Below are 22,025 nucleotides of genomic sequence, written 5' to 3'. Positions count from 1 at the left end.
ACCCATTGAAGGAGCCCCCCCCATGACTAATGCCCAGCCAAAACGCGACGTGGTTTTTCCGCCGGGACGCCATGCGCTTTACGAGCGCAATCGTTATTCGCCGGCGGTTCGCTCCAACGGTTTTCTGTTCGTCTCAGGGCAAGTCGGCAGCCTAGAGGACGGCTCGCCCGAGCCGGATCTGAAACAACAGGTGCGACTGGCTTTCACCAACCTCAACGCGATTCTCGGTGCGGCCGGCGGCAGCTTCGATGATGTGGTGGACGTGACGGTGTTCATGGTCGATCCGCAATCGACCTTCGAAACCATCTGGGAAGTGGTGCCGGAGTTCTGGGGCGAGGCGCCGCACCCGACGATTACCGCAGTCGGCGTGACGTGGCTGTATGGGTTTCAGTTCGAGATCAAGGTGATTGCCAGGTTGCCGGAGGAGACACGGGCGTAGGCTTGCGGCAATTGCTCACAATCCGTGTTCAACGGCTTCACCGAAGCGCTCTTGATGCCATTTCTGCGATCAATATTCTGTCCTCATGTTGTTTTTGCCCCGGACAGAAAAGAGCGCAAGCCATGCCCAGCCCGAGAACGCTGTACCAGAAGCACATCGACAGTCACACCGTCTGCACCCTCGACGATCAGGGCCACGTGCTGCTTTACATCGACCGCCAGGTCGCCAACGAATACACCAGCCCTCAGGCCTTCAGCGGCCTGCGCGAGGCCGGGCGTACGGTGTGGCGGCCTGCGGCGACGCTGGCGGTGGTCGATCATGTGAACCCGACCGCACCGAAACGCATCGCGACCATGCCCGACGCCGGGGGTGCGCGTCAGGTGTCGTACTTCGAAGAGAACTGCCGTGACTTCGGCATCGAGCTGTTCGATGTGCTGGACAAGCGTCAAGGCATCGAACACGTCGTGGCGCCGGAACAGGGCTTCATTTTGCCGGGCATGGTGGTCGCGGCCGGTGACAGCCACACCACCACTTACGGCGCACTGGGCGCGTTCGGTTTCGGCATCGGCACTTCGGAAATCGAGCACCTGCTGGCAACCCAGACGCTGGTCTACAAACGTCTGAAAACCCTGCGGGTGACGGTCAACGGTGAGCTCGGCGCAGGCGTCACCTCCAAGGACATCATCATGGCGCTGATCGAGAAGATCGGCGCGTCCGGCGCCACCGGTTACGCCATCGAATTCACCGGCCCGGCCATCAGCGCCCTCAGCGTCGAGGCGCGCATGACCATCTGCAACATGGCCGTCGAGGCCGGCGCCCGGGGTGCGTTCATGGCGCCGGACGACAAGGTGTTCGCTTACCTGCAACGCAAGCCGCGTGCGCCCAAGGGCAAGGTCTGGGAGCAGGCAATCGAGCGCTGGAAAACCCTGCACAGCGACGAGGGCGCGGTGTTCGATCGCGAAGTCATCCTCGATGTCGCCGCGCTGGAGCCGATGGTGACCTGGGGCACCAGCCCCGATCAGGCCGCGCCGATCAAAGGGCACGTGCCGGACCCGGCCGCCCAGCCCGATCCGATCCTGCGTCAGGGCCTGCAGCGCGCCCTCGACTACATGGGCCTGACACCCGGCATGCCGCTGAGCGAAGTGACGATCAGCCATGCCTTTATCGGTTCCTGCACCAATGCGCGGATCGAAGATTTGCGTGATGTGGCCCGCGTGGTGCGCGGCAAGCGTGTGGCGGCCCACGTACGAGCGATGATCGTTCCCGGCTCGACGCTGGTGCGCAATCAGGCCGAGGACGAAGGCCTGGCGCAGATCTTTCTCGACGCCGGTTTCGAGTGGCGGCAATCGGGTTGTTCGATGTGCCTGGCGATGAACGACGACGTGCTCGCGCCAGGCGATCGCTGTGCGTCGAGCACCAATCGCAACTTCGAAGGCCGTCAGGGCGCCGGTGCGCGCACCCACCTGATGAGCCCGGCGATGGTCGCCGCCGCCGCCATCAGCGGCCATTTGACTGACGTGCGCACCGTCGCGCTGGAGGCTTGAACCATGCAACCTTTCGACACCGTCAGCGGCAGTGCCGCGCCGTTTCTCGCGTCAAACATCGACACCGACGTGATCATGCCCAAGCAGTTTCTCAAGGGCATCGATCGTCAGGGGCTGGATCGCGGGCTGTTCTTCGATCTGCGCTTTCTCGCCTCCGGCGAACCCAACCCTGAATTCGTGCTCAACCAACCGGCCTGGCAGGACGCGGCGTTTCTGGTGACCGGCCCGAACTTCGGCTGCGGTTCCAGCCGCGAACACGCGGTGTGGGGCTTGAAGCAAGTGGGGATCCGGGCCTTGATCGGCACCACGTTCGCCGGGATTTTCTACGACAACTGCCAGCGCAATGGCGTGCTGGCGATTCAACTGGATGACGCGCAGTTCAAGCGCGTGGCCGAGGCGATCAGCGTCCCGAAGACAGCGCGAATCAGCATCAACCTTGCGCAGCAGATCATCGAGCTGACGGACGGCACGCGGATCGCGTTCGAGATCGATCAGTTGCGCAAACAGTCGCTGCTGCTGGGGCTGGATGCCATCGGCACCACGCTGCAACGCACCGAGCAGATCCGCGCCTTTGAAGCGCGGCATCTGGCGGACAATCCCTGGCTGGGTTGATGGCAAAAAAAAACGGGCGGTTCATTGAACCGCCCGTTTTCATTCCACAGACAAATCGCGGAAGTACTCTTCCAGAAATTCCACGCACACCCGCAATTTCGCCGACTCGCTGAGCCGGGTCGGATAGACCGCCCAGACATTGGCGCTCTGGGTGTAGCCGTCCAGCACCTGCACCAGCCTGCCCTGCTCAAGCATCGGTTTGACGTCCCACATCGAGCGCAACAGGATTCCGCCGCCGCTCAAGGCCCACTCCAGCACGATCTCGCCGCTGTTGGAGGACAACGGGCCATTCACTCGCACCGTTTCTTCCTGTCCGTCCTTGCTCAGGGTCCAGATACCGAACGCGTTGTTGCGCTCCTTGAGCACCAGACAATCGTGGTCTTTCAGATCTTCAAGAGACTGCGGCGTGCCGCGGCGTTCGAGGTATTCCGGCGTGGCGCACAGCACGCGCCGGTTGCTCACCAGTTTGCGCGCCAGATGCTGGCCCGGCAGGTCATCGCCGACGAGGATTTCCAGATCGAAGCCCTCGCCCACCAGATCGACCACCCGGTCGAACACGTCCAGCCGGATGTCGAGTTTCGGACACGCCCGGGACAACTGACTGATCGCCGGCGCCACATGATTGCGACCGAAACCGAAGCTGCTGCAAATGTGCAGCGAGCCCGCCGGCTGGTGCCGGGCCTGGGAAATCTCGCCGAGAAACTGATCGAAATCCCCCAGCAGTTTCTCCGCCCAGATCCGCACCCGCTCGCCATCGTCGGTCAACGCGATGCGCCGGGTGGTGCGGTGCAGCAGCTTGGTCGCCAGCGTGGTTTCCAGCACCGAGATGCGTTTGCTGACGTAGGCCGGTGAGAAGCCCAACTCGTCGGCGGCGCTGGCAAAACTGTTCTTGCGGATGACGGTGAGGAAGACCTTGAGGTCTTCGGGCAAGGGAAATTGGTCACGATTCGTGTTCATAGGCCGCATGCTTCCGCTGTTTATCACGCATTTTGCGAAGGATACCATCGAATCACCGCCTCGCCACCCGAGCCCGGTGCACCGTGGTTTCCCGTCAATCCTCGATAAAAACAAGCATGAGGACATGCGTCATGAGCGACTCCCTTGAGCAATCCCTGAACGTCGACGGCCCGCGCGCCGACGGCTTCATCCAGCGCCTGCGCACCTACGAGATCGGAGTGATCCCGCTGCCGATCTTCCTCGGCATCGCCGTGATCGTGTTTCTGTCGGCCCACCTCGGTTTTCTGCCGAAGAACATGATCGGCGGACTGGCCGTGATCATGACCATGGGCGTGTTCTTCGGCCAGATGGGCTCGCGTCTGCCGATCCTGCGGGAAATCGGTGGCGGCGCGATTCTGTGCCTGATGTTGCCGTCGGTGCTGGTGTTCTACGGCTTCTTCGGCGCGCCGACGATCGACGCGACCAAAATGCTGATGAAGGAAGCCAACTTCCTGTACTTCGTGATCGCCAGTCTGGTGGTCGGCAGCATCCTCGGCATGAGCCGGTTCATTCTGGTCCAGGGCATGATCCGCATGTTCATCCCCTTGCTGGCCGGCACCCTGGCCGCCGTCGCGAGCGGGCTGATCGTCGGCAAGCTTGCCGGCTATAGCGTCTACCACACGTTCTTTTTCATCATCGTGCCGATCATCGGCGGCGGCATCGGCGAAGGCATCCTGCCGCTGTCGCTGGCCTACTCGGCGATCCTCGGCGGCACGCCGGACATCTACGTCGCGCAACTGGTCCCGGCGGCCGTTGTCGGCAACATTGCAGCGATCATCTGCGCGGGTTACCTGGCACGGCTGGCGCTGGAACGCCCGGCCATCAACGGTGAAGGGGCGCTGATCCGGGCGAAAGCCGAAAACGATAAATTCAAGGTCAAGGATGAGTCCGCCACCGCCATCGACCTGCGGGTCATGGGCGCCGGGGTGCTGGTCATCTGCACCTTCTTCGTCCTCGGTGGCCTGCTGGAAAAGGTCGTCGGGATTCCGGGGCCGGTGATGATGATTCTCGCGGCGGTGCTGTTCAAATACGTGCGTGTGCTGCCGGAGAAACTGGAAAAAAGCGCGCAGTCTTTCTACAAACTGGTTTCCGCCGCCTTCATCTGGCCGGTGATGATTGGCCTTGGAATGTTGTATGTGCCGCTCGACAGCGTGGTGAAGGTGTTTTCGATCGGCTATGTGCTGGTGTGCCTCAGCGTGGTGGTGTCGATGACCGTCGCCGGTTTTTTCATCGGCAATCTGATGAAGATGTACCCCATCGAATCGGCCATCGTGACCTGCTGCCACAGCGGCCTGGGCGGCACCGGCGACGTCGCGATCCTGTCGGCCTCGAACCGGATGCCACTGATGCCCTTTGCCCAGATCTCTACCCGTATCGGCGGCGCCTCGACGGTGATCCTGGCGACGCTGTTGCTGGGGTTCGTTGCCTGAACAGAATCGGCTTGTTGCCGGTGAGCTTCCGGCGGTTCATCAACCCGGCTCCGCAGTTTTCCGCACGGTTGCCGCTAAAAAACTAGAACTCGCGCCAAAGCGCTGCATCCAACGTTTAAGCCAACGGAGGTCAGCGCCATGAACAACGACAGTAAAGCCCCACCTACCGATACGTCCGGCAAACCGGTCGATGTGGTGAAACGCGATCTTGAAGACCCGGACGACGACACGCGCGGCGTGGATGAGGTCATCACGCCCTCGTCGACCCGCACCAAGGAGCAGGACGCTGAGGAGTTGCAACGCAAGGTCGACGAAATCGAACGCAAGGTTGCGGACGGTAATTGATCGGTTCGTCAAACGCAGGTCTTTGCCAGGTTTTCGGGCTACATCGGTCGCGCCGGCTTGCATGGCGATCGCTGAAAAGCCCGAAAAACCTGACCGGCGATACCGTCCTGGAAATAAGTAGCTGTTTTCCCTGAAATTTATTGGTTTCAGGGGTTCACAGAACGCAAGAGCGCTGGTAAAGTGCCGCCCACTGTTGCAGAGGTCCTCCCGGGACTGAAACCAATAGCTACAGGGGCGTCGCCAAGCGGTAAGGCAGCAGGTTTTGATCCTGCCATGCGTTGGTTCGAATCCAGCCGCCCCTGCCATTTTTTCCTCGTTTCACCCTCCTCCGCGTCACCTCCGCCTCAACGGCAAATCACTTCTTTGAATTCAACGTAATCGCCGAACGCACCAGCGCTTTCAGAGCCTTGGCATTGATCGTGTCGTCTTCGTGAACATCTATCGCCCGCCGGGTATTGCCTTCCAGACTGACATTGAACAGTCCTGACGGATCCTCCATCGCCGCGCCTTTGGCAAAAGTCATTTTCACCACGGCCTTGTAGGTTTCCCCGGTGCAGATGATGCCGTTGTGTGACCAGACCGGAACGCCGCGCCACTTCCACTCCTCGACGACCTCCGGGTCAGCCTCATGAATGATCGCGCGGATCTCGGCCAGCTTCTGGCCACGCCAGTCATTCAGTTCCTTGATTCTTGCATCGATCAGCGCAGAGGGATTCTCAGTCGCCGCGCCGCTGCTGTCCTTCTTCATATCCTTGTTCTCCCGAAAACCTTTTCCGCTATCCAGCGTAGCGCCGACTGGGCGAAACGCCGGGCAAAAAAAAGCCCCGCAAGGTGCGGGGCAAAGAAATGGTTGGTTGCGGCCAACCAAAGGAGCATCGTCAAAAGCGTTAACCGTCAGGCGTTACAGGCACTCCTGGGCAGCCCGTTCAAAACTCGACGGAATGAAACTCGAAGCCAGCAAGTGGCGCTCATATAAAAACACCTTGCCGCCGTCCTGTGCCTTGTAGGCTTCCAGGACGTTGTCCGCCGCCACCTTGCTCGGCACCACGATCCGGTAGCTGCGCTGGGTCTGCGACACGGTCGGGTTCAGCGCACTGCCCTGCAGTTTCGGCACCACGCATTCGGCGTACTGGGCGGGCGTCTTGTGCGTCTGCAGGGTCAGTGTCGGGTCGTTTGGCGCAGAAGCGCAGGCGGTCAGCAACAAACTGGCAGAAGCCATGGCAGGGATAAAAAAGGCACGCATGGATAAAATCCTGAAAATAAAAAGTTCGGTTCTTCGGCAACGTTCAGTGTCACGGGCACTGCCGTTGCCGTTTTGCTTTAGGTGTTCAGCCTGCACTTACCAAGGCTTTGAGCGAGTCATCGAACTGCTTCAAGGCACTCAGTTGCAGGTCGCGCTGCTGTTCGATCCCGGCAGCGATTTCGGGCGCTGCCTTGTTGTGTACCCACACTGACGGCAGTTGCTTCTCCACCGCGCCTTCGGCCTTGCCGATATATTGCAGGTTGGCGTCGTAGAAGCGTGCGGCGAACCGCGCCTCGACCTGACTGTTGCGTTGGGTCAGCAGACGGTTGTGAGTGTCGAGCATCACCACCACGTCCGGATGAGCCTGCACCAGCGCAACGAGGCTGTCGTAGACGGTCACCGAGAGAAACTGTTGTTGCAGCGAACTCATCAGCCAGTCGATGGCCAGTTCCGGATCGGAGCTGTCGACGAAGGCGTCACGGATCCGCGCATCGAGCGCATCCTTGGCACCGTTCACCGCCACATCGTGGTAACGCTCGAGGTATTGCAGGTTGTCCAGAGTGTTTTCGCTGTACAGCACACCGACGGTTTGCGAGTGCTGCAGCGCGGCGCTGCTCCCGGCGACGGGCAGAAAATGGCACGACCTGGCGTCGTCTGCATAAGCCGGGGCTACGGTGGCGGCCACCCCGCCCATCAGCAGGGCGACTACAGCCAGTCGGGTCAAAGTCTTCATCGCGCAATTCCTTCAGCGGCGTGTTCGATGGAGGCGATTTTCCGCCCATCGGCGCCAAAGCAGAACTTGCGTTTCTTGATGGTCACTATTACTTGAACCAATAGTTGCGCGGCGTGCAGACTGCTGCACACTCAATCACAACGAAAACAGATGAGGATTACCCGTGCGAACCTTTGATCTGATCCGCGATGCCGTCCTGCCCGAATTCCGCGACCGGGTGGCCGAATACCTGGTCGAATACGAAACCGTGCTGGGCCAGTCAGCGAACGATTCAGAGTCGGTGCGGGCCGTGGCCAATCAGTTGCGCGGTTATCTGCGCGGCCTCAATACCACCCGAGTGCTGGGCATGGCGGATTGGGAAGAGCTCGACCGGCGCGTGCTGAACACCTGGCTAGCGCCCGCTTGATGACACGCTAGACTCTTCAGGCTGCGCCCGCAGCGCCAGACCTGGAGGTGTCCCATGAGCAATAACACCGAACCCACGACATTCACCGGCTGGGCCGCCACCTCGGCCGGCGCGCCGCTGGAGCGCTTCAGTTACGACCCCGGCCCGCTGGGGGATGAAGAAGTCGAAGTCGCCGTGGAGTACTGCGGCGTCTGTCACTCCGACCAGTCGCTGATCGACAACGACTGGGGCATCAGCCAATACCCGTTCATTCCCGGCCATGAAGTGGTCGGCCGCATCGTGCGCACAGGCCCGCAGGTGCGCGGCCTGGAAGTCGGCCAGCGTGTGGGGATCGGCTGGTACAAGGGCAGCTGCATGCATTGCTCGTCCTGCATCGGTGGCTCCCATCACCTTTGCGCCACCGCCAAACCGACGATCATCGGCAGCCATGGCGGATTCGCCGATCGGCTGCGCACTCACTGGGCGTGGGCGCTGAAACTCCCGGACAACCTCGACCCGGCCCTCGCCGGCCCGCTGTTCTGCGCCGGCTCCACGGTCTTCAATCCGCTGGTGGAATTCGACATCAAGCCGACCGACCGGGTCGGCGTGGTGGGCATCGGCGGGCTCGGTCACCTGGCGCTGCGCTTTCTCAATGCCTGGGGTTGCGACGTTACCGCGTTCACCTCTTCCCTGAACAAACAGGACGAAGCCAAACGCCTCGGTGCCCACAAAGTCGTCGCCTCCACCGACAGCGAAGCGCTGAAAGCGATTGCCGGCACTCTCGACTTTCTGCTGATCACCGCCAACGCCAACCTCGACTGGACGGCCATGCTCGCCACCCTGCGCGGCAAGGGCCGGCTGCACTTCGTCGGCATCGTGCCCGACGCGATTCCGGTGCACGTGTTCAACCTGATCCCGCAACAGAAATCCCTGTCAGCCTCCCCAGTCGGCTCGCCTGCCACGGCGGCGACCATGCTGGAGTTCTGCGCGCGGCATCAGATCCTGCCGCAGGTCGAGGAATTTCCGATGAGCAAGGTCAATGAGGCGGTTGATCATCTGCGCAGCGGCAAGGCGCGGTACCGGATTGTGTTGAACGCCAGCAAATGAACCCAGAGGCGCGCGAGTCAAAAACTCACGCGCCTTTTTTTGCGCTTGCTGAAGACCCATCAATATTTTTATACCTGCACGCCAAAAACAGAATTTCATTTATAGATACGCAATCCCTAGCCTCTCGCCATCGTCCACTTGCGAGAGGCTCCCATGCCATTTGTCATTTACATCTTCACCCTCAGCGCCTTCGCCCTCGGGCTCGCTGAATTCGTGCCGATCGGCCTGACCGAGGTCATGGCGCAAAGTCTCGGCGTTAACGTCGAGGCCACCGGCGCGACCATCACTGCCTATGCCTTGGGCGCTACCGTTGCCGCACCGATCTTCAGCGCACTGACCGCCAGTTGGTCACGCAAGAACGTAATGCTCGCCACCGCATTGGTGTTCAGCGCCGGCAGTCTGGCGGCGGCGTTTTCCAGCACCCTGACGCTGATGCTGATCGCCCGTTTTATCGCCGGTATGGGCCACGGTTTGTTCCTCGCCGTGGCGTCGAGCACCGCCGCGCGCCTGGCGGGTCCCGGCCGAGCAGGCAGCGCGGTCGCCGTGGTGTTTGGTGGTTTTACGCTGGCCATGGCCATCGGCGTGCCGATCAGCACCTATCTGGGCGGCGTGATGTCGTGGCGTCTGGTGTTGGCCGCCATTGCGGTGTTCGGTGCGATCGGCTTCTTCGGCCTGCTGTTCGGCATGCGCGATCCACTGCCGACCGCCGCCGACAGCGGTTCGGCACTCGATAGCCTCAAGGCATTGTTGAACCGGAAACTGTTGGCCGGTGCGCTGGTCACGGTGCTCGGTTACGCCGGCTCTTTTGTGGCCTACACCTACATCGCTCCGGTGCTGACGGATGTCACCGGCACCACCGCCGCCACCGTCGGCGTGTTCATGTTGCTGTACGGCGTGATGGCTGCGATCGGCAACGTGCTCGGCGGCAAACTCACCGACGCCTGGGGCGTCGACCGCGCGAGCGCCACGCTGATTGCCGGCATTGCGCTGGTCACCGCGGGCATGTGGGCGTTTTCCGGATCGTCGGTGTTGATGGGTGTGCTGGTGGCGTTGCTCGGAATGTTCAGCTTCGCGGCCGTACCGGCCTTGCAGGCGAGACTGATCGGGATTGCCGAACAGCATGCGCCTCACGCCCACGGCGTCGCTGCCGGCCTGAACATTGCCGGGTTCAACTCCGGCATTGCCCTCGGTTCGGTGGCCGGTGGCGTGACAATCAGCCAGATAGGCCTGAGCTATGTCGGCCTCACCGGCGCCGTGGTTTCGGCACTGGGCCTGCTGCTGATTCTCGGGCAGATGTCCGCGAGCTCCGCGCCGCGTTATCGTCCGGCTGACAACGCCTGACGAACCTTGCTTCGGGAAACGCTGCAACGGCGTTTTCCCGAGGCGAGCACGCCTGCCGCCCGCCATGGTAAAAACCAGATTCAGCCCCCGGACATCGCCAACCCATGAGCCATCTCACGCACCTGCGAACCTTCCTCGAAGCCTACCGCGCCAGGTCGTTTTCCAAAGCTGCCGAGCATCTGGGCATCACCCAGCCGGCGGCTTCGATGCACGTCCAGGCTGTGGAAGCGCTGGTGGGCAAACCGCTGTTCCATCGACTGCCACGAGGTGTCGAGCCGACCGAAGCCGCCGATGAGCTGGCCCGCTCGGTCGCGCCTTACCTGGACGGTCTGGAAAACAAGATCGCCTCGCTGCGCCCCGGCCTGCTCAAGGGCGGCACGATTCATCTGGTCGGCCCTTCGGATTTCATTCACTCGCAAGTCGCCGCCCGCCTCGCACCGTTGATGGATGAAGGATTCCTGCTGCGTTTTCACACCGGCACGAAAAAGCGCATCTACGAAATGCTCGAATCAAAACAGATCGATTTCGCAATCACCGCTTCCCTGCCCGACGAACAGACCCATGGGTTCGCCCATCTGCTGACCGAACGCATGCTGCTGGTCTACGCGCCGAGCCTGCTGGATCGCTTGGGCCAACACCCGACTCAGGAGCAACTGACCCAGGTGCCGTTGATTGCCTTCGACGAAGACCTCGCCCTGGTGCGCCCGCTGTGGTCGTCGATGTTCCAGATCGCCCCGCAACTGCAAGCGTCGCTGACCATTCCGGATCTGCGGATCATCAAAGACCTCGCCATCGGTGGCCACGGCTGGACGGTCCTGCCGGATTATCAATGTGCCGATGCGATTGCCGATGGCCGCCTGATTTCCCCGACCGTACCGGCTGAAGCGCCGGTCAACGTGCTGTACCTGGTGTGGCGCAAGAGCGCGTTGCAGAGTCCGAGCCGGGTGTATGTGCGGGACTTTCTGTTGAATGCATTCTCCCCGATGTGACAAACCAGCAAATAACCAGAAAGAATTAACAAATAAACAATCAGTATTTATCGTTATAAAAATCTCGGCGTACTCTCACCTCATCCCGTCATTGAACACAGTGAAGTGCGCCATGAAACCGACTGACAACCTGATCGACTTCGCCGTCTACCGCAAACGCCGTCACGCCCAGCAACAGGCCCGGCTGATGTGGGAAATGTATGCGCGCAATGCCGGTTATCAGGCTTGGCAGTGGGTGCAGGCCGCTCGTTCCGGCGAGACGCGTCAAGCGTGAACGCGCGTGAACCCTCGCGCTTTCTGGCGAGCGCCGATGAACCTGTGCTGGACCTGAACAATCTCGAATCCCTGGAAGAAGACCCGATCTGTGAACGCGTCGCGCAGAACCTGCAACGTCTGCGCGGCAAGCGGCATCTGTCGCTCGATGCCCTCGCCCGCCAGTGTGGCGTGAGCCGGGCGATGCTGGCGCAGATCGAATCCGGGCGCAGCGTGCCGTCGATCAAGGTGCTATGCAAAATCGCCAAGGGTTTGAAGGTGTCGGTGGCGGCGTTTCTCGAACATCGCGCGTTTGAAGGCGTGGCCGTGTTGTCGGCGAGCCAGAGCAAGCGGCTGGTCAGTGCCAGTGGCGCCTTTGTCAGCCGCGCGCTGTTTCCCTTTGATGTGGCGCGCCAGTCGGAATTCTATGAACTGCGCCTGAGCCCCTTGGGCGAAGATCAATCCGAAGGCCACGGCCCCGGCGTCCAGGAAAATCTGGTGGTGGCTCAGGGCGTGCTGGAGATCAGCGTCAACGACGAGCGCTATCTGCTGTCGACGGGCGACTCGATTCTGTTTTACGCCGACCAGCCCCATCGTTACCGCAACCCCGCCGACAGTGAAGCGGTGGCGTATCTGGTGGTCACTTACCCCGAACGCCTGGACTGACAAACAGACAACAAAAAGCCCGACCGGGAATCTCCCGGTCGGGCTTTTTCATGCGCTGGCGAAAATCAGCAGGTGCAGCACATCATCGGCATGCCGTTGCAGCTCATCATCATCGGCATGCTGCAGTCGTTCATCATCTTCATCATCAGGGCGCAGCAGTTCTTCATCATGTCCATGTTCATGCCCGGCATCGGCATGATTTTGCACATCATGCAGTCGGCCATCATGGTGCATTCCATCACGCACTTCATCGATGGCATCGGCATGCCCATCATCGGCATTGGCATCATCATGTTCATCATCGGCATGGCCATGGCCGCCGGGGACATGCACATCATGCTCATGTTGCCGCAATGCATCATCATCGGCATGCCGCAGTCCATCATCATCTGCATCATTTCAGCGCTGTTCTTGAACATGGCCATGTCCATGCCAGCGGCCGACATCATCTTGCACATCATGCCGTCGTCCATCATGTCGCAGCTCATGGTCGCCATCATCATCGGCATGCCCGTCATCGGCATCATCGGCATGTTGGCGTTCATCGGCATTTGCATCTGCATGGCGTTCATCATGGTGTAGCTCCCTGAGGATTAAGAACTGGATGAGAAGTTGATGGAGCGGATTCTAAGGATTGGGAAATCCGCAACAAGCTGTCCATCGAGCAGCAAAAACTGCTGTTCAAACGCTTCAAGTGCAGCGTTCCGTGCGACTTGAACCGTTGCAGCAGCAGAGTAGACGCCATGACAGATCCGGCTAATGCGGAAGCAGGTTTTTGAATGTCATGGATATGCGATCCAACACCAAGCAAATAACTTAAAGAAATAATCGTTCTAACCAGCGGGCATTATTTTCACTGTGTTTGCTTATTCCATTAGTTCAGCAACGATCCACTTTTTAATCTTTTATTGCTATTAACCCTCCCCTCTATAATTCGGGACAGTTCTTAACAATAAGGAAGTTCCATGCCGCAACGTTTACTACTGGCAGCACTGTTCCTGGCGGTCGCCGGGTGTGCCAGCCCTCCTCCGGTTTCCGTGCATACCAAGGATCCCGCCAGTTCGACCCTGCAAGGCGATGCCACACGACCCGCGCAGGCGCAATGGGTGCGCACCGAGTTGTACTTCTCGGTGGGGCCGCTGGAAGGCCAGGAAGGTGTGGTGAGCCCTGCGCGCTGGCGCGAGTTTCTCGATCAGGAAGTGACGACGCGGTTCCCGGACGGGTTCAGTGTGTTGGATGCGTATGGGCAGTGGAAAGACCACGACGCGAAAGTGCCCGAGCGGCTGGCGACCAAGGTGATCGTGATCCTGCACGAAAGCGGGCCGAAGCGTGAGAGTGACATTGAGGCGATTCGTTTGGCGTATAAGCGGATTACGGGGGATTTGTCGGTGCTGCGGTTGTCTCAGCCGGCGGCGGTGTCCTTCTGATCCGAGGTCTTTTGCAGAGCCTGCCGAGGTGTCGACACCAGGCGGCTCAACCCGGCCAGCAAGAACGCCCCCACCAGCAACACCCCAATCCCCAGAAAAGCGCCGAAACCAACCACCGTCACACTGGAATACAGCATGTACACGCACAGCCCGAAGAACAACAGCGGCAAAACCGGATAAAGCGGCACCCTCACCGGCCGGGGCACCTCAGGAAAGCGCCTGCGCAGAATGATCAACGCGAGACTGCTCAAACTCAGAAACAGCCAGTACACCGGCGTCAGATACTCGACCATGGTGTTGAAACCGCTCTGGGTAAAACTGCCAAACACCACCAACACCAACGCCACCGCCCCCTCCGCCAGCAACGCCTTGCGCGGTACACCGTCACGCTCGTCCCATTCGCCAAATCGTCGCAGTTGCGGCACATCGCGGGCGGCGGCGTAGGTGGTGCGGGCGCCGACCAGCAAGGTTGAGTTGATAGTGGCGATGGCCGCGATGCCGACCATCAACAGAATCAACAGCACGCCCGGGGCACCGAAGGCGCGGTTCAACAATTCCACCGCCGGCGCATTGCTCGCCGCCAGGCCTTCGAATCCCAGCCCCTGGACGAACGCCCAGTTCAGTGCCAGATAGATCGTCATCAGCACTGTCAGCGCACCGAGCATGGCGATGAAGATCCCGCGTCGACCGTCGCGCACTTCGGCGGACAATGTCGCTGCATCGCTCCAGCCGCCGAAGGCCAGAAACACGAAGATCATCGCCGCAGAAAACCCTGCCGCGCCGGTGTGTTCGGGCACGACCGGATCGCTGGGCAGCGCGGGTTCGATCCCTTGCCACGCCAGCCAGACTCCGGCGCTGGCAATGCTCAGGAACCCGAGAGCAAGCAGCCCGACCAGCACCGTCTGAGTCATGAAACCAATATGCTTGCCCGTCAGATTCAACAGCACCAACGCGCCAATGATCGCGCCGGCAAACACCCCAGACCCGTAATGTCCCAACGGCACGACCGCATTGAAGTAGTCGGCAAACATGAACGCCGACAACGCGATCCACCCGGTGTGCATCACCGAAAATCGCGACCAGGCAAACAGGAACCCCATGCGCTCACCATAAGCGGTGCGCAGGAAATGATAGTCACCGCCCGGATGCGGGAACGCGGTGGCCATCTCGGCAAAGCACAAGGCCCCGGCCATTGACGCCAGTGCGCCGAGCACCCAGACCCAATAGAAATGTTCCGGCCCGACGTTCAAGGCAACGGTCGGCGCGGTTTTGAGAATGTCGGTGGTGATGACCATGCCCAGCGTGATCAGCAATGCCTGGAACACCGGCAGGTGCCGCTTGGGGCCATTGGATTGAGTCATGAAGGTTCCCGCTGATGATCCGCCATCCATGGCGGAAAAGACTCAGAAGCCGTAGGTGGCGGTGGCGTAGTAATACGCGCCGTTGGTGCCGATCGGCGAGAGCACGTCGTACGGCAGGTTACCGCCGTAGTTGATGGCCGATCCGGAGCGTTCCGGGTAGTTGTCGGTCAGGTTGTTGCCACCCAGGGCGATGCTGAATTTCGGGGTGAATTTGTAGGTCACCTCGGCGTCCAGTTGCCACACTGCGCCATAGGTTTGCTCAGGCTGCGAGTCGCCGAAATCGAACACCCGAGTGGTCTCGCCCTGACGGGTCAGACGCCCGAGCAGGCCCCAGTGTTCGCTGGTCCAGTTGGCGGAAAACACGAAACGATCCTTGGGCGCGGCGTCGGTCAGGGTGTTGCGTTCCTCGACGCCGACCAGCGCGTCATTGCCAATCCCTAAGGCGGTCAGCTGCGACGGCGTGCCCTTGGTGCTGGTGACCTTGGTGTGGTTGTAGGTGTACGCGGTGGTCAGACCCAGTTGCCCGTCGTAGAACGGCTGATGGTAGTTGAGCACCAGTTCGGCGCCGTCAGTGCTGGTGTCGGCGGCATTGGTGAAGAAGTTGACGTCGTGCACGCCCGGCACGCCGAAGTTGTCGTTGATGTAGCTTTCCAGCGCGTCGCTGCCGATTCGCTGCGACAGGGTGATGCGGTCTTTGACGTCGATGCGGAACACGTCGAGCGACGCATCGAAGCGTTCGTTCAACTGGAACGTCAGGCCGAGGCTGAAGTTCTTCGAGGTTTCCGGATCGAGTTTTTCTGCGCCCAGGGCACGGGCAATCGGATCGTTGACCGACAGCACGCGGATATCGGTGAGCGTGCCGCCGTCGCCGAAGTTGCTGGTGGTGTTCTGGAAGCCGCTCTGGGCCAGCGACGGCGCGCGGAAGTTGTTCGACACCGCACCGCGCAACGCCCATTGATCGGTCAGCTTGTAGCGACCGCTGAGCTTGCCGGTGAGTTTGCTGCCGGCGTCGTCGTAATGTTCCCAGCGCGTGGCGGCATCGACGAAGAAACGGTCGGTGAGATCACCGGACAATTCGGCGTAGGTGCCGAACACGTTGCGATCCAGATCCGACTCTTCACTCGGGCGCAGACCGTTGGCGCCATCGGCCCCGGAGCCGATGTAAGAGGCTTCGTCTCCGGCAAAGGTCAGGTAGTTTTCGTAACGATATTCACCGCCCACCGCCAGCACGAACGAGCGGCCACCGAGGCGCAATTCGCGGCTGAAATCCAGGTTGGTGGTGGTCTGGCGCAACTCATAGTCACCAGTGTCGAAGCGGGTCGGCGAGTCCGCGCCGAGGCTGACGTTGAGGGTGCGGCGGGTTGCCGATTCGAAGCGGTTGCGACCGTGGGTGACGCTGCTGTCGAAATCCCAGTCGTCGCCGATCAGGCCTTTGTAACCGGCGGTGGCGGAGATGTCGGTGTTGTCGCCCAGCGATTGCGGCAAGTAGCCGTTGGGGTAGAACTGCGGCTGCTCGGACGGGTAGCGATAGAACTCGGCGCCGGTGGTGTGGCGTTCGTTGTAGGTGCCGAAGCTGTAGGCCTTGCCGCCAGCCAACGGCAATTCTCCGTTGAACCAGGCGTTGACGTCCCGCGCCACGCCGTCGCCCATCACGTAGTTGCGCTGGCCCGGGGTGTCGGCGAAACCGTCGTAGCCGGCGCGGTTGGTCGGGTTGCGATCCTTGTACTCGGTACCGCCGCGAATGAAGCCGCCCTCTTCGCCCAACCGCGTACCGATCTTGGCGGTGGTGACGCTGTTCTGGCCGTCGGTGGTGGTTTTGCCGATGGCGTCCTGGTGGGTGTGGTAGGCGCCGTAGCTGGTGGAGACTTCGCCGCCTTCGGGGGCGTCGTCGAGGATGATGTTGATCACCCCGGCAATCGCGTCCGAGCCGTACTGCGCACCGGCGCCGTCACGCAGCACTTCGATGCGTTTAATCGCGCTGATCGGGATCGAGTTGAAGTCCACCGGCGCCGTGCCGCGACCGATTTTCGACGAGTCATTGACCACCGCCGAGGTGTGCCGGCGCTTGCCGTTGACCAGCACCAGCACCTGATCCGGGCTCATGCCGCGAAGCTGCGCGGCGCGCACGTGGTCGGCGCCACCGGAGTTGGACTGGCGCGGAAAACTGAACGACGGCAACAGCGTCTGCAACGCCTGGCCCAGCTCGCCGCCACTGGCGCCGGCGGTCTTCAGGTCCTCGGCGGTCAGCACATCCACCGGCACCGGCGAATCCAGCACCGTGCGAGCGGTGCCGCGAGTGCCGGTGACCAGCACGGTACCCAGCCGTGTGTCATCGTCGACGCGCGCGGAAGTCTCTTCGGCTTGCGCAGGAAGTTGCCAGATTGCACTGACAACAGCGATGGCGAGTAATGGACGCGAACGGTGAATCATGCGACAGCTCCTTGAATCGCAGTTAATAACCGGCCGCTGCCGAATCATGAAGTGTCGGCAATCGGTGCACGGCAATTTCTGCTGTAGTTTTGATATTCAGAAAGGCAGCCAAGTGTGTTGAGCAACTATCGGCTGTTAGAGCGCAAGAACCCCAAAGTTAGTAGAACCCCCTGTTTACCGATCCTAGACGAGCGGTCGCACGCCGCAAAAGAACCAATAACGCTTAGGTTATGCCCGACGAACGGAGTGTTGCCTGAGCAACACTTGTGTTTGCGCAACAACATGAACACCCAACTAACCAACAACTAATCACGCACGAAAACGCACTCCACGTTGTTGTAGAGAGCGTTATTAATCTGTGTTTTTTCGGTGCGAAGTTAGATGCCGTCAGTCGAAGTCCTTTTCCCGCCAGGCATCTTCGGCAATATCCAGCGCATCGCCGCTGAAACGCTGTTCAATGAACGGATCGGCGTGCAAGTGAAAGCCGTTGCGCTCCCAGAAGCCCGGTTGTTCCTGATCGGTGAATTCGAGCCCGCGCAGCCATTTCGCGCTCTTCCAGAAGTACCGCCCCGCCACCACCAGCCGCAGCGGCCAGCCATGCTGCGCGGTCAGCGGCTGACCGTCGTAATGGGTGGCCAGCAGGCTGTCCGGGTGCAGCAGGTCATCGAGATGCAGGTTGGTCTGGTAATCGTGATCGGCGTGGGCCATGACGAAGGACGACGTCGGCCGGATGTCCAGGGCCTGCAACAGGTCTTGCAGGTGCACGCCGCTCCAGCGGGTGTCGAACTTCGACCAGCGTGTCACGCAATGAATGTCGCATTGCAACGAGCGTTGCGGCAGCGCTTGCAGATCGGCGTAGGTCAGCTCGACCGGGTTGGCCAAGGTGCCGAACAGGCGCAGCGACCACGTCGCCAGGTCATAGGCCGGCACCTCGCCTTCGTGCAGGATCGGAAAACGCTCCGTCAGCACCTGCCCCGGTGGCAGCCGTTCACCCAGCGCCACATCCGCTTTCGGCGAACGGCTCTTGCGCAGGCGCGCAGCCTTGTCGTGCATGGCGGCTCCTCAGTTCGCCACGGGAATCCACGGTGCCCGCGCGACATTGGCGGTGTCACCGAAGGCCGGCAGTTTCTGCCCCAAGTCCCGTACGTTTTTCACGTCCAGATCCAGCAGTTGCTGACGGGTGATCAGGGTCGGCGGCACCAGCACCTTGTGCCCCGGATTTTCCCCGGCAATCAGCATCGCCAGACTGCGCACGCTGATCGCCCCGGCCACTTGCGGATTGACCGCAGCGGTGGCGGCCCAGGCGCTGTCCGGTTCTTTCATGATCTGGATGTCGGCAGTGGAAATGTCGGCGCTGTAGATCTTCACCTTGCGGCTCAGACCGGCCTCGTCCACCGCGATCTTCGCGCCTTTTGCGAACTCGTCGAACGGCGCAAAAATCACGCTGATCCCCGGATTGGCCCGCAACACGGCGCTGGCCTGATCCGCCACCGAGTTGGCAATCGGCGGATTGAGCGTGCCGAAGCGCGCCTTCTCGACGATCCCCGGATTGCTCGCCTTGACCTGGCTCCAGATTTCGTCGCGGCGCTCCATCGGCGTGAAACCGCTGATGTAGACGTAACCGGCGTCGAAGCGGGTGCCGTTGTCCTTGACCGCTTGATCGAGTGCCAGTCGCGCCAGTGCATGGTGATCCTGCTCGACCTGAGTCACTTGCGGCGTGTTCAGGTCGACGTCGAACGCGACGACCTTGATGCCTTTGGCGAGGGCCCGATCAATTGGCCCTTTGAGGGTTTCCGCGAGCCCCAATTGCACGATGATCCCGTCGACACCGAGGTCGGCAGCCTGATCGATCATCTCGCCCTGGCTCGCCGCCTGTTGCCGCGCGTCGAACACCCGCAGGTTGGCGCCCAGCGCTTCGGTCTGTTTCTCCACCCCGCGCAGATAGGCTTCAGGGAAATCCCCGGAGAACAGATAGCCCACCAGCGCGATCTGTACCTGACCTTTATCGAACGGCGCCGGCGCACCGGGCAAGGCCTTGGCCTGGGCATTGAAGGCCAGCGCCGAGAGCAGCGCCCCGGCGAGGCAATGACGTGCGAACTGTTTGATTGAACCGTGCATGGATCTTTCCTTGAAGCATCAATGAACCGGCTCAGCGCGCCCGATGCGCGAGGCCGAAGGTGAACATCAGGGCCAGCACCAGCACCAGTCCCTTGACGAAATCCTGCGCGTAATACGGCGCGTTGAGCATGGTCAGGCCGTTGAGCAACGAGGCCACCAGCAGCGCGCCGACCAGCGTGCCGAACGCGTTGGGCTTCTTCGCCCCGAGCACGGCAAAACCGATCAGCGCAGCGCCCAGCGCATCGAGCACCAGACCGTTGCCGGAGCTGACATCGCCGCGCCCCAATCGCGCCGCCAGCAGCAAGCCGCCCAGCGATACGAGCAGCGCCGAGAGCACGTAAGCCAGCAACTTGAAGCGCTGTACCGGCGCACCGGCCAGACGCGCCGCCTGCTCGTTGCCGCCAATCGCATAGAACAACCGGCCGATGCGCGTGCGTTCGAGAAACAGCCACACCGCCACCGCGACCACCGCCGTGATCAACACCGGAACCGGCACGATGTCCCACAGTCGTCCTCGACCCAATGCCAGAAACACTGCGCTGAACGAACCCTCGGCTTCATCGCCGTTGGGTAAAGTCATGCCCACCGCAATCGAGCGTCCGCCCGTGGGAATCAGTTGCACGCCGATCACCAGGAACATGCTGCCGAGCGTCGCGAGAATGTCCGGCACACGCATCTTCACGATCAGCCAGCCGTTGAGCAGCCCGACCAGCGCGCCACCGGCCAGGCTGATCAGCACTGCCGGCACCGCGCCCCAGCCGAGCACCACCATCACGTAACTGGCGATCATCAGGCTCATGGCGGCCACCGCGCCGATCGACAGATCCAGCCCGCCCACGGCCATGGTCAGCGTCACGCCCAAAGCCAGCAGCGCGACAATCGACACCGATTGCAGAATGCTGAACAGGTTGCCAACGCGCAGGAACGCCGGTTCCGCCACACTGAAAAACACCACGATCAACGCCAGCACCCACAGCAGGCCGTATCGGATCAGCGCTTGCACGAAGCGCTCGGTCGGCGCCGGGGCGGATGACAACAGGGAACTCGAATCAGGCACTCGCTCTACTCCTTGGCGCGGCTTGAACAACAGAATTTTGCGGATCGCTGCCGGCCAGCGCCGCGACCAGGGTGGCGCGATCCAGCCCGGCACGCGGGTACTCGGCCACCACCGCGTGATCGCGCACCAGAAGGATCCGGTCGGCGATCTCCAGCGCTTCATCGACGTCCGAGCAGATCACCAGCGTGGCGCGGCCAGCGGCGCTATCGCGCAACAACTGGCCGATCTCGCGCCGGGCACGCACATCAACGCCCTGAAATGGCTCGTCGAGGATCAGCACCCGGCCCTCGCCAAGCAGCCAGCGACCGAGCACGACTTTCTGCTGATTGCCGCCGGACAACGCACTCATCGGCACATCGATGCCGGCGGTCTTGATTCCCAACGCTGAGACTTGCGCCTCCACCGCCGCCGCTTCGGCGCGGTTGCGGATGAAACCGCCACGGGTGAAGCGTTCGAGGAACGGCAAGGTCAGGGTTCGACGCAAAGAAAAATCCGGCACCAACGATTGGCTGGCGCGATCCTCGGCGGCGAAGAACACACCACTCTGGATCGCCTGCCGTGGCGAGCCCGGCTGCCAGTCAGCGCCGTCCAGTTGCAATGAGCCGGACACCGGTTTGCGCAGCCCGAACAGCACTTCGGCGATTTCGCTTTTGCCGGCGCCGAGCAATCCGGTCAGCACCACCACTTCGTTTTCGTGCAGGTTCAGATCAAAGGCCTGGGTGCGCGGCAGGACTTTTATGTCGCGCAGTTTCAGCACTTCACGCCCCGCCGCTCGCGGTGTGTAGACGTGAGCTTCCAGCGCCTGACCAAGCATCGCCTCCAGCGCCTCGGGCAATTGCCGGGCACTGAATTCACCGGCCAGTTGCCCGTCACGCAACACCACGGCGCGGTCGGCCACCCGTTGCAGATCGGACAACCGATGAGAGATGTACAGAATCGCCACACCACGACTGCGCAAGGTGTCGATCAGCCCGAACAGGCGCTGCGCTTCGGCATCCGACAGGGCCGCTGTCGGCTCGTCGAGAATCAGCAGGCGCGGTTGCAGGGCAAAGGCACGGGCCAGCACCACCAGTTGCCGTTCGGCCTGGCCGAGGTGCTCGATCGGTTGCTCGAGCGGCAGCACCAGACCGAGGCCGGCGGCGATGCTCGCGGCGCGCTCCAGCAGACGTTTGCGATTGAGCCAGAAGTCGGCGTCGGGGCGGCACAGTTCATCGAGCAGCAGGTTTTCCGCCACGCTCAATCCGGGCGCGATGCCTTCATTGATCTGCTGATGAACCGCGACGATGCCGAAGCGGCGCGCCGACAGCGGCGAACTGAAATGCCGGGGCTGGCCATCGATCCAGATCTCGCCGCCGTCGTGGGTCTGGCTGCCGGCGAGGATCTTCACCAGCGTCGATTTGCCCGCCCCGTTGGCGCCGAGCAGCGCCACCACTTCAGCGGGAAAAATATCCAGGCTGACCCGGTCCAGCGCCCGGTTCGAGCCAAAGGTCTTGCTCAGTTCACGTACACGAATCAGTGGTTCGGAGACCACGGCGACAGGCGCACCCATA

At 61.6% G+C, this 22,025-nt stretch carries 23 protein-coding genes and 1 tRNA gene; 13 read left to right on the top strand and 11 right to left on the bottom strand.

Features of this window, described 5'->3' with window-relative positions:
* Positions 1–22: 22 nt before the first annotated feature.
* From ABFB52_RS13255 to leuD, 3 genes are all read left to right on the top strand, one after another.
* Complete coding sequence (locus tag ABFB52_RS13255) at positions 23–439, top strand: RidA family protein (protein ID WP_085649091.1); 417 nt, start codon at positions 23–25, stop codon at positions 437–439.
* Between the two features lie 122 nt (positions 440–561).
* The gene (gene leuC / locus ABFB52_RS13250) at positions 562–1,983 is read left to right on the top strand and encodes a 3-isopropylmalate dehydratase large subunit (RefSeq protein ID WP_129972624.1); all 1,422 of its coding nucleotides are present in this window, start codon (positions 562–564) and stop codon (positions 1,981–1,983) included.
* A 3-nt stretch (positions 1,984–1,986) separates the two neighbouring features.
* Positions 1,987–2,595 (top strand): 3-isopropylmalate dehydratase small subunit, encoded by a 609-nt coding sequence (gene leuD, locus ABFB52_RS13245; RefSeq protein ID WP_129972625.1) that lies wholly within the window; start codon positions 1,987–1,989, stop codon positions 2,593–2,595.
* Between the two features lie 39 nt (positions 2,596–2,634).
* Here leuD and ABFB52_RS13240 read toward each other — a convergent pair whose 3' ends face one another.
* Positions 2,635–3,552, bottom strand: coding sequence for a LysR substrate-binding domain-containing protein (locus ABFB52_RS13240; protein WP_039773187.1), 918 nt, complete (start codon positions 3,550–3,552; stop codon positions 2,635–2,637).
* A gap of 131 nt (positions 3,553–3,683) precedes the next feature.
* On the opposite strand from ABFB52_RS13240, the gene ABFB52_RS13235 reads away from it, so the two are divergent.
* From ABFB52_RS13235 to ABFB52_RS13225, 3 genes are all read left to right on the top strand, one after another.
* Complete coding sequence (locus ABFB52_RS13235) at positions 3,684–5,021, top strand: 2-hydroxycarboxylate transporter family protein (RefSeq protein ID WP_129972626.1); 1,338 nt, start codon at positions 3,684–3,686, stop codon at positions 5,019–5,021.
* Between the two features lie 138 nt (positions 5,022–5,159).
* On the top strand, positions 5,160–5,366 hold the full coding sequence (locus tag ABFB52_RS13230) for a hypothetical protein (protein WP_102717420.1): 207 nt from the start codon (positions 5,160–5,162) through the stop codon (positions 5,364–5,366).
* Between the two features lie 230 nt (positions 5,367–5,596).
* Positions 5,597–5,671 (top strand) — tRNA-Gln (locus ABFB52_RS13225).
* 50 nt (positions 5,672–5,721) lie between these two features.
* Here ABFB52_RS13225 and ABFB52_RS13220 read toward each other — a convergent pair.
* From ABFB52_RS13220 to ABFB52_RS13210, 3 genes are all read right to left on the bottom strand, one after another.
* Positions 5,722–6,114: a DUF1801 domain-containing protein gene (locus tag ABFB52_RS13220; protein ID WP_129972669.1), complete on the bottom strand. Its 393-nt coding sequence runs from the start codon at positions 6,112–6,114 to the stop codon at positions 5,722–5,724.
* Positions 6,115–6,267: 153 nt separating this feature from the next.
* A complete protein-coding gene (locus ABFB52_RS13215; protein WP_129972627.1) occupies positions 6,268–6,609 on the bottom strand; it encodes a hypothetical protein in 342 nt (113 codons plus the stop codon).
* A gap of 85 nt (positions 6,610–6,694) precedes the next feature.
* Positions 6,695–7,342 (bottom strand): ATPase, encoded by a 648-nt coding sequence (locus ABFB52_RS13210; protein ID WP_129972628.1) that lies wholly within the window; start codon positions 7,340–7,342, stop codon positions 6,695–6,697.
* 163 nt (positions 7,343–7,505) lie between these two features.
* Here ABFB52_RS13210 and ABFB52_RS13205 point away from each other — a divergent pair, with 163 nt between their 5' ends.
* From ABFB52_RS13205 to ABFB52_RS13180, 6 genes are all read left to right on the top strand, one after another.
* Entirely contained in the window at positions 7,506–7,748 is a 243-nt protein-coding gene (locus tag ABFB52_RS13205) for a hypothetical protein (protein ID WP_011333772.1), read from the top strand.
* A gap of 54 nt (positions 7,749–7,802) precedes the next feature.
* Entirely contained in the window at positions 7,803–8,834 is a 1,032-nt protein-coding gene (locus tag ABFB52_RS13200; RefSeq protein ID WP_085747480.1) for an NAD(P)-dependent alcohol dehydrogenase, read from the top strand.
* A gap of 153 nt (positions 8,835–8,987) precedes the next feature.
* Positions 8,988–10,175 (top strand): MFS transporter, encoded by a 1,188-nt coding sequence (locus ABFB52_RS13195; RefSeq protein WP_129972629.1) that lies wholly within the window; start codon positions 8,988–8,990, stop codon positions 10,173–10,175.
* A gap of 104 nt (positions 10,176–10,279) precedes the next feature.
* A complete protein-coding gene (locus tag ABFB52_RS13190) occupies positions 10,280–11,164 on the top strand; it encodes a LysR family transcriptional regulator (RefSeq protein WP_085747482.1) in 885 nt (294 codons plus the stop codon).
* A 112-nt stretch (positions 11,165–11,276) separates the two neighbouring features.
* Positions 11,277–11,438, top strand: coding sequence for a hypothetical protein (locus tag ABFB52_RS13185; RefSeq protein WP_165369527.1), 162 nt, complete (start codon positions 11,277–11,279; stop codon positions 11,436–11,438).
* Positions 11,439–11,491: 53 nt separating this feature from the next.
* Positions 11,492–12,082 carry an XRE family transcriptional regulator gene (locus tag ABFB52_RS13180; RefSeq protein ID WP_165369529.1) on the top strand — a complete coding sequence of 197 codons (591 nt, stop codon included), beginning with the start codon at positions 11,492–11,494 and terminating at the stop codon, positions 12,080–12,082.
* A 65-nt stretch (positions 12,083–12,147) separates the two neighbouring features.
* Here the strand turns inward: ABFB52_RS13180 and ABFB52_RS13175 are convergent, their stop codons facing one another.
* On the bottom strand, positions 12,148–12,657 hold the full coding sequence (locus tag ABFB52_RS13175; RefSeq protein WP_165369528.1) for a hypothetical protein: 510 nt from the start codon (positions 12,655–12,657) through the stop codon (positions 12,148–12,150).
* Between the two features lie 390 nt (positions 12,658–13,047).
* Between ABFB52_RS13175 and ABFB52_RS13170 the strand changes: the two genes are divergently transcribed.
* Positions 13,048–13,509: a DUF3574 domain-containing protein gene (locus ABFB52_RS13170; protein ID WP_129972630.1), complete on the top strand. Its 462-nt coding sequence runs from the start codon at positions 13,048–13,050 to the stop codon at positions 13,507–13,509.
* Here ABFB52_RS13170 and ABFB52_RS13165 read toward each other — a convergent pair.
* From ABFB52_RS13165 to ABFB52_RS13140, 6 genes are all read right to left on the bottom strand, one after another.
* Positions 13,485–14,870, bottom strand: coding sequence for an APC family permease (locus tag ABFB52_RS13165; protein WP_129972631.1), 1,386 nt, complete (start codon positions 14,868–14,870; stop codon positions 13,485–13,487). The two genes, ABFB52_RS13170 and ABFB52_RS13165, sit on opposite strands and share 25 nt — an antisense overlap.
* 42 nt (positions 14,871–14,912) lie before the next feature.
* Entirely contained in the window at positions 14,913–17,300 is a 2,388-nt protein-coding gene (locus ABFB52_RS13160; protein ID WP_129972632.1) for a TonB-dependent receptor, read from the bottom strand.
* 387 nt (positions 17,301–17,687) lie between these two features.
* On the bottom strand, positions 17,688–18,353 hold the full coding sequence (locus ABFB52_RS13155; RefSeq protein ID WP_129972633.1) for a sulfite oxidase-like oxidoreductase: 666 nt from the start codon (positions 18,351–18,353) through the stop codon (positions 17,688–17,690).
* 9 nt (positions 18,354–18,362) lie between these two features.
* Positions 18,363–19,418, bottom strand: coding sequence for a substrate-binding domain-containing protein (locus ABFB52_RS13150; RefSeq protein ID WP_129972634.1), 1,056 nt, complete (start codon positions 19,416–19,418; stop codon positions 18,363–18,365).
* A 31-nt stretch (positions 19,419–19,449) separates the two neighbouring features.
* A complete protein-coding gene (locus ABFB52_RS13145; protein WP_129972635.1) occupies positions 19,450–20,475 on the bottom strand; it encodes an ABC transporter permease in 1,026 nt (341 codons plus the stop codon).
* The gene (locus ABFB52_RS13140) at positions 20,468–22,024 is read right to left on the bottom strand and encodes a sugar ABC transporter ATP-binding protein (protein ID WP_085747490.1); all 1,557 of its coding nucleotides are present in this window, start codon (positions 22,022–22,024) and stop codon (positions 20,468–20,470) included. The genes ABFB52_RS13145 and ABFB52_RS13140 overlap by 8 nt, the downstream gene beginning before the upstream one ends.
* Position 22,025: the final 1 nt, after the last annotated feature.

The organism is Pseudomonas sp. 9.2(2024), assembly GCF_039695385.1.
Lineage (GTDB): Bacteria > Pseudomonadota > Gammaproteobacteria > Pseudomonadales > Pseudomonadaceae > Aquipseudomonas > Aquipseudomonas paraglycinae.
The sequence above is the reverse complement of the archived record's forward strand: the minus strand, read 5'-3'. Positions and strand labels throughout refer to the sequence as shown.

What these genes read in the sequence shown, in the direction of transcription:
- ABFB52_RS13255 (WP_085649091.1), top strand. Translation starts at nt 23, where the DNA reads ATGACTAATGCCCAGCCAAAACGCGACGTGGTTTTTCCGCCGGGACGC.
- leuC (WP_129972624.1), top strand. Translation starts at nt 562, where the DNA reads ATGCCCAGCCCGAGAACGCTGTACCAGAAGCACATCGACAGTCACACC.
- leuD (WP_129972625.1), top strand. Translation starts at nt 1,987, where the DNA reads ATGCAACCTTTCGACACCGTCAGCGGCAGTGCCGCGCCGTTTCTCGCG.
- ABFB52_RS13240 (WP_039773187.1), bottom strand. Translation starts at nt 3,552, where the DNA reads ATGAACACGAATCGTGACCAATTTCCCTTGCCCGAAGACCTCAAGGTC.
- ABFB52_RS13235 (WP_129972626.1), top strand. Translation starts at nt 3,684, where the DNA reads ATGAGCGACTCCCTTGAGCAATCCCTGAACGTCGACGGCCCGCGCGCC.
- ABFB52_RS13230 (WP_102717420.1), top strand. Translation starts at nt 5,160, where the DNA reads ATGAACAACGACAGTAAAGCCCCACCTACCGATACGTCCGGCAAACCG.
- ABFB52_RS13220 (WP_129972669.1), bottom strand. Translation starts at nt 6,114, where the DNA reads ATGAAGAAGGACAGCAGCGGCGCGGCGACTGAGAATCCCTCTGCGCTG.
- ABFB52_RS13215 (WP_129972627.1), bottom strand. Translation starts at nt 6,609, where the DNA reads ATGCGTGCCTTTTTTATCCCTGCCATGGCTTCTGCCAGTTTGTTGCTG.
- ABFB52_RS13210 (WP_129972628.1), bottom strand. Translation starts at nt 7,342, where the DNA reads ATGAAGACTTTGACCCGACTGGCTGTAGTCGCCCTGCTGATGGGCGGG.
- ABFB52_RS13200 (WP_085747480.1), top strand. Translation starts at nt 7,803, where the DNA reads ATGAGCAATAACACCGAACCCACGACATTCACCGGCTGGGCCGCCACC.
- ABFB52_RS13195 (WP_129972629.1), top strand. Translation starts at nt 8,988, where the DNA reads ATGCCATTTGTCATTTACATCTTCACCCTCAGCGCCTTCGCCCTCGGG.
- ABFB52_RS13190 (WP_085747482.1), top strand. Translation starts at nt 10,280, where the DNA reads ATGAGCCATCTCACGCACCTGCGAACCTTCCTCGAAGCCTACCGCGCC.
- ABFB52_RS13185 (WP_165369527.1), top strand. Translation starts at nt 11,277, where the DNA reads ATGAAACCGACTGACAACCTGATCGACTTCGCCGTCTACCGCAAACGC.
- ABFB52_RS13175 (WP_165369528.1), bottom strand. Translation starts at nt 12,657, where the DNA reads ATGATGAACGCCATGCAGATGCAAATGCCGATGAACGCCAACATGCCG.
- ABFB52_RS13170 (WP_129972630.1), top strand. Translation starts at nt 13,048, where the DNA reads ATGCCGCAACGTTTACTACTGGCAGCACTGTTCCTGGCGGTCGCCGGG.
- ABFB52_RS13165 (WP_129972631.1), bottom strand. Translation starts at nt 14,870, where the DNA reads ATGACTCAATCCAATGGCCCCAAGCGGCACCTGCCGGTGTTCCAGGCA.
- ABFB52_RS13160 (WP_129972632.1), bottom strand. Translation starts at nt 17,300, where the DNA reads ATGATTCACCGTTCGCGTCCATTACTCGCCATCGCTGTTGTCAGTGCA.
- ABFB52_RS13155 (WP_129972633.1), bottom strand. Translation starts at nt 18,353, where the DNA reads ATGCACGACAAGGCTGCGCGCCTGCGCAAGAGCCGTTCGCCGAAAGCG.
- ABFB52_RS13150 (WP_129972634.1), bottom strand. Translation starts at nt 19,418, where the DNA reads ATGCACGGTTCAATCAAACAGTTCGCACGTCATTGCCTCGCCGGGGCG.
- ABFB52_RS13140 (WP_085747490.1), bottom strand. Translation starts at nt 22,024, where the DNA reads ATGGGTGCGCCTGTCGCCGTGGTCTCCGAACCACTGATTCGTGTACGT.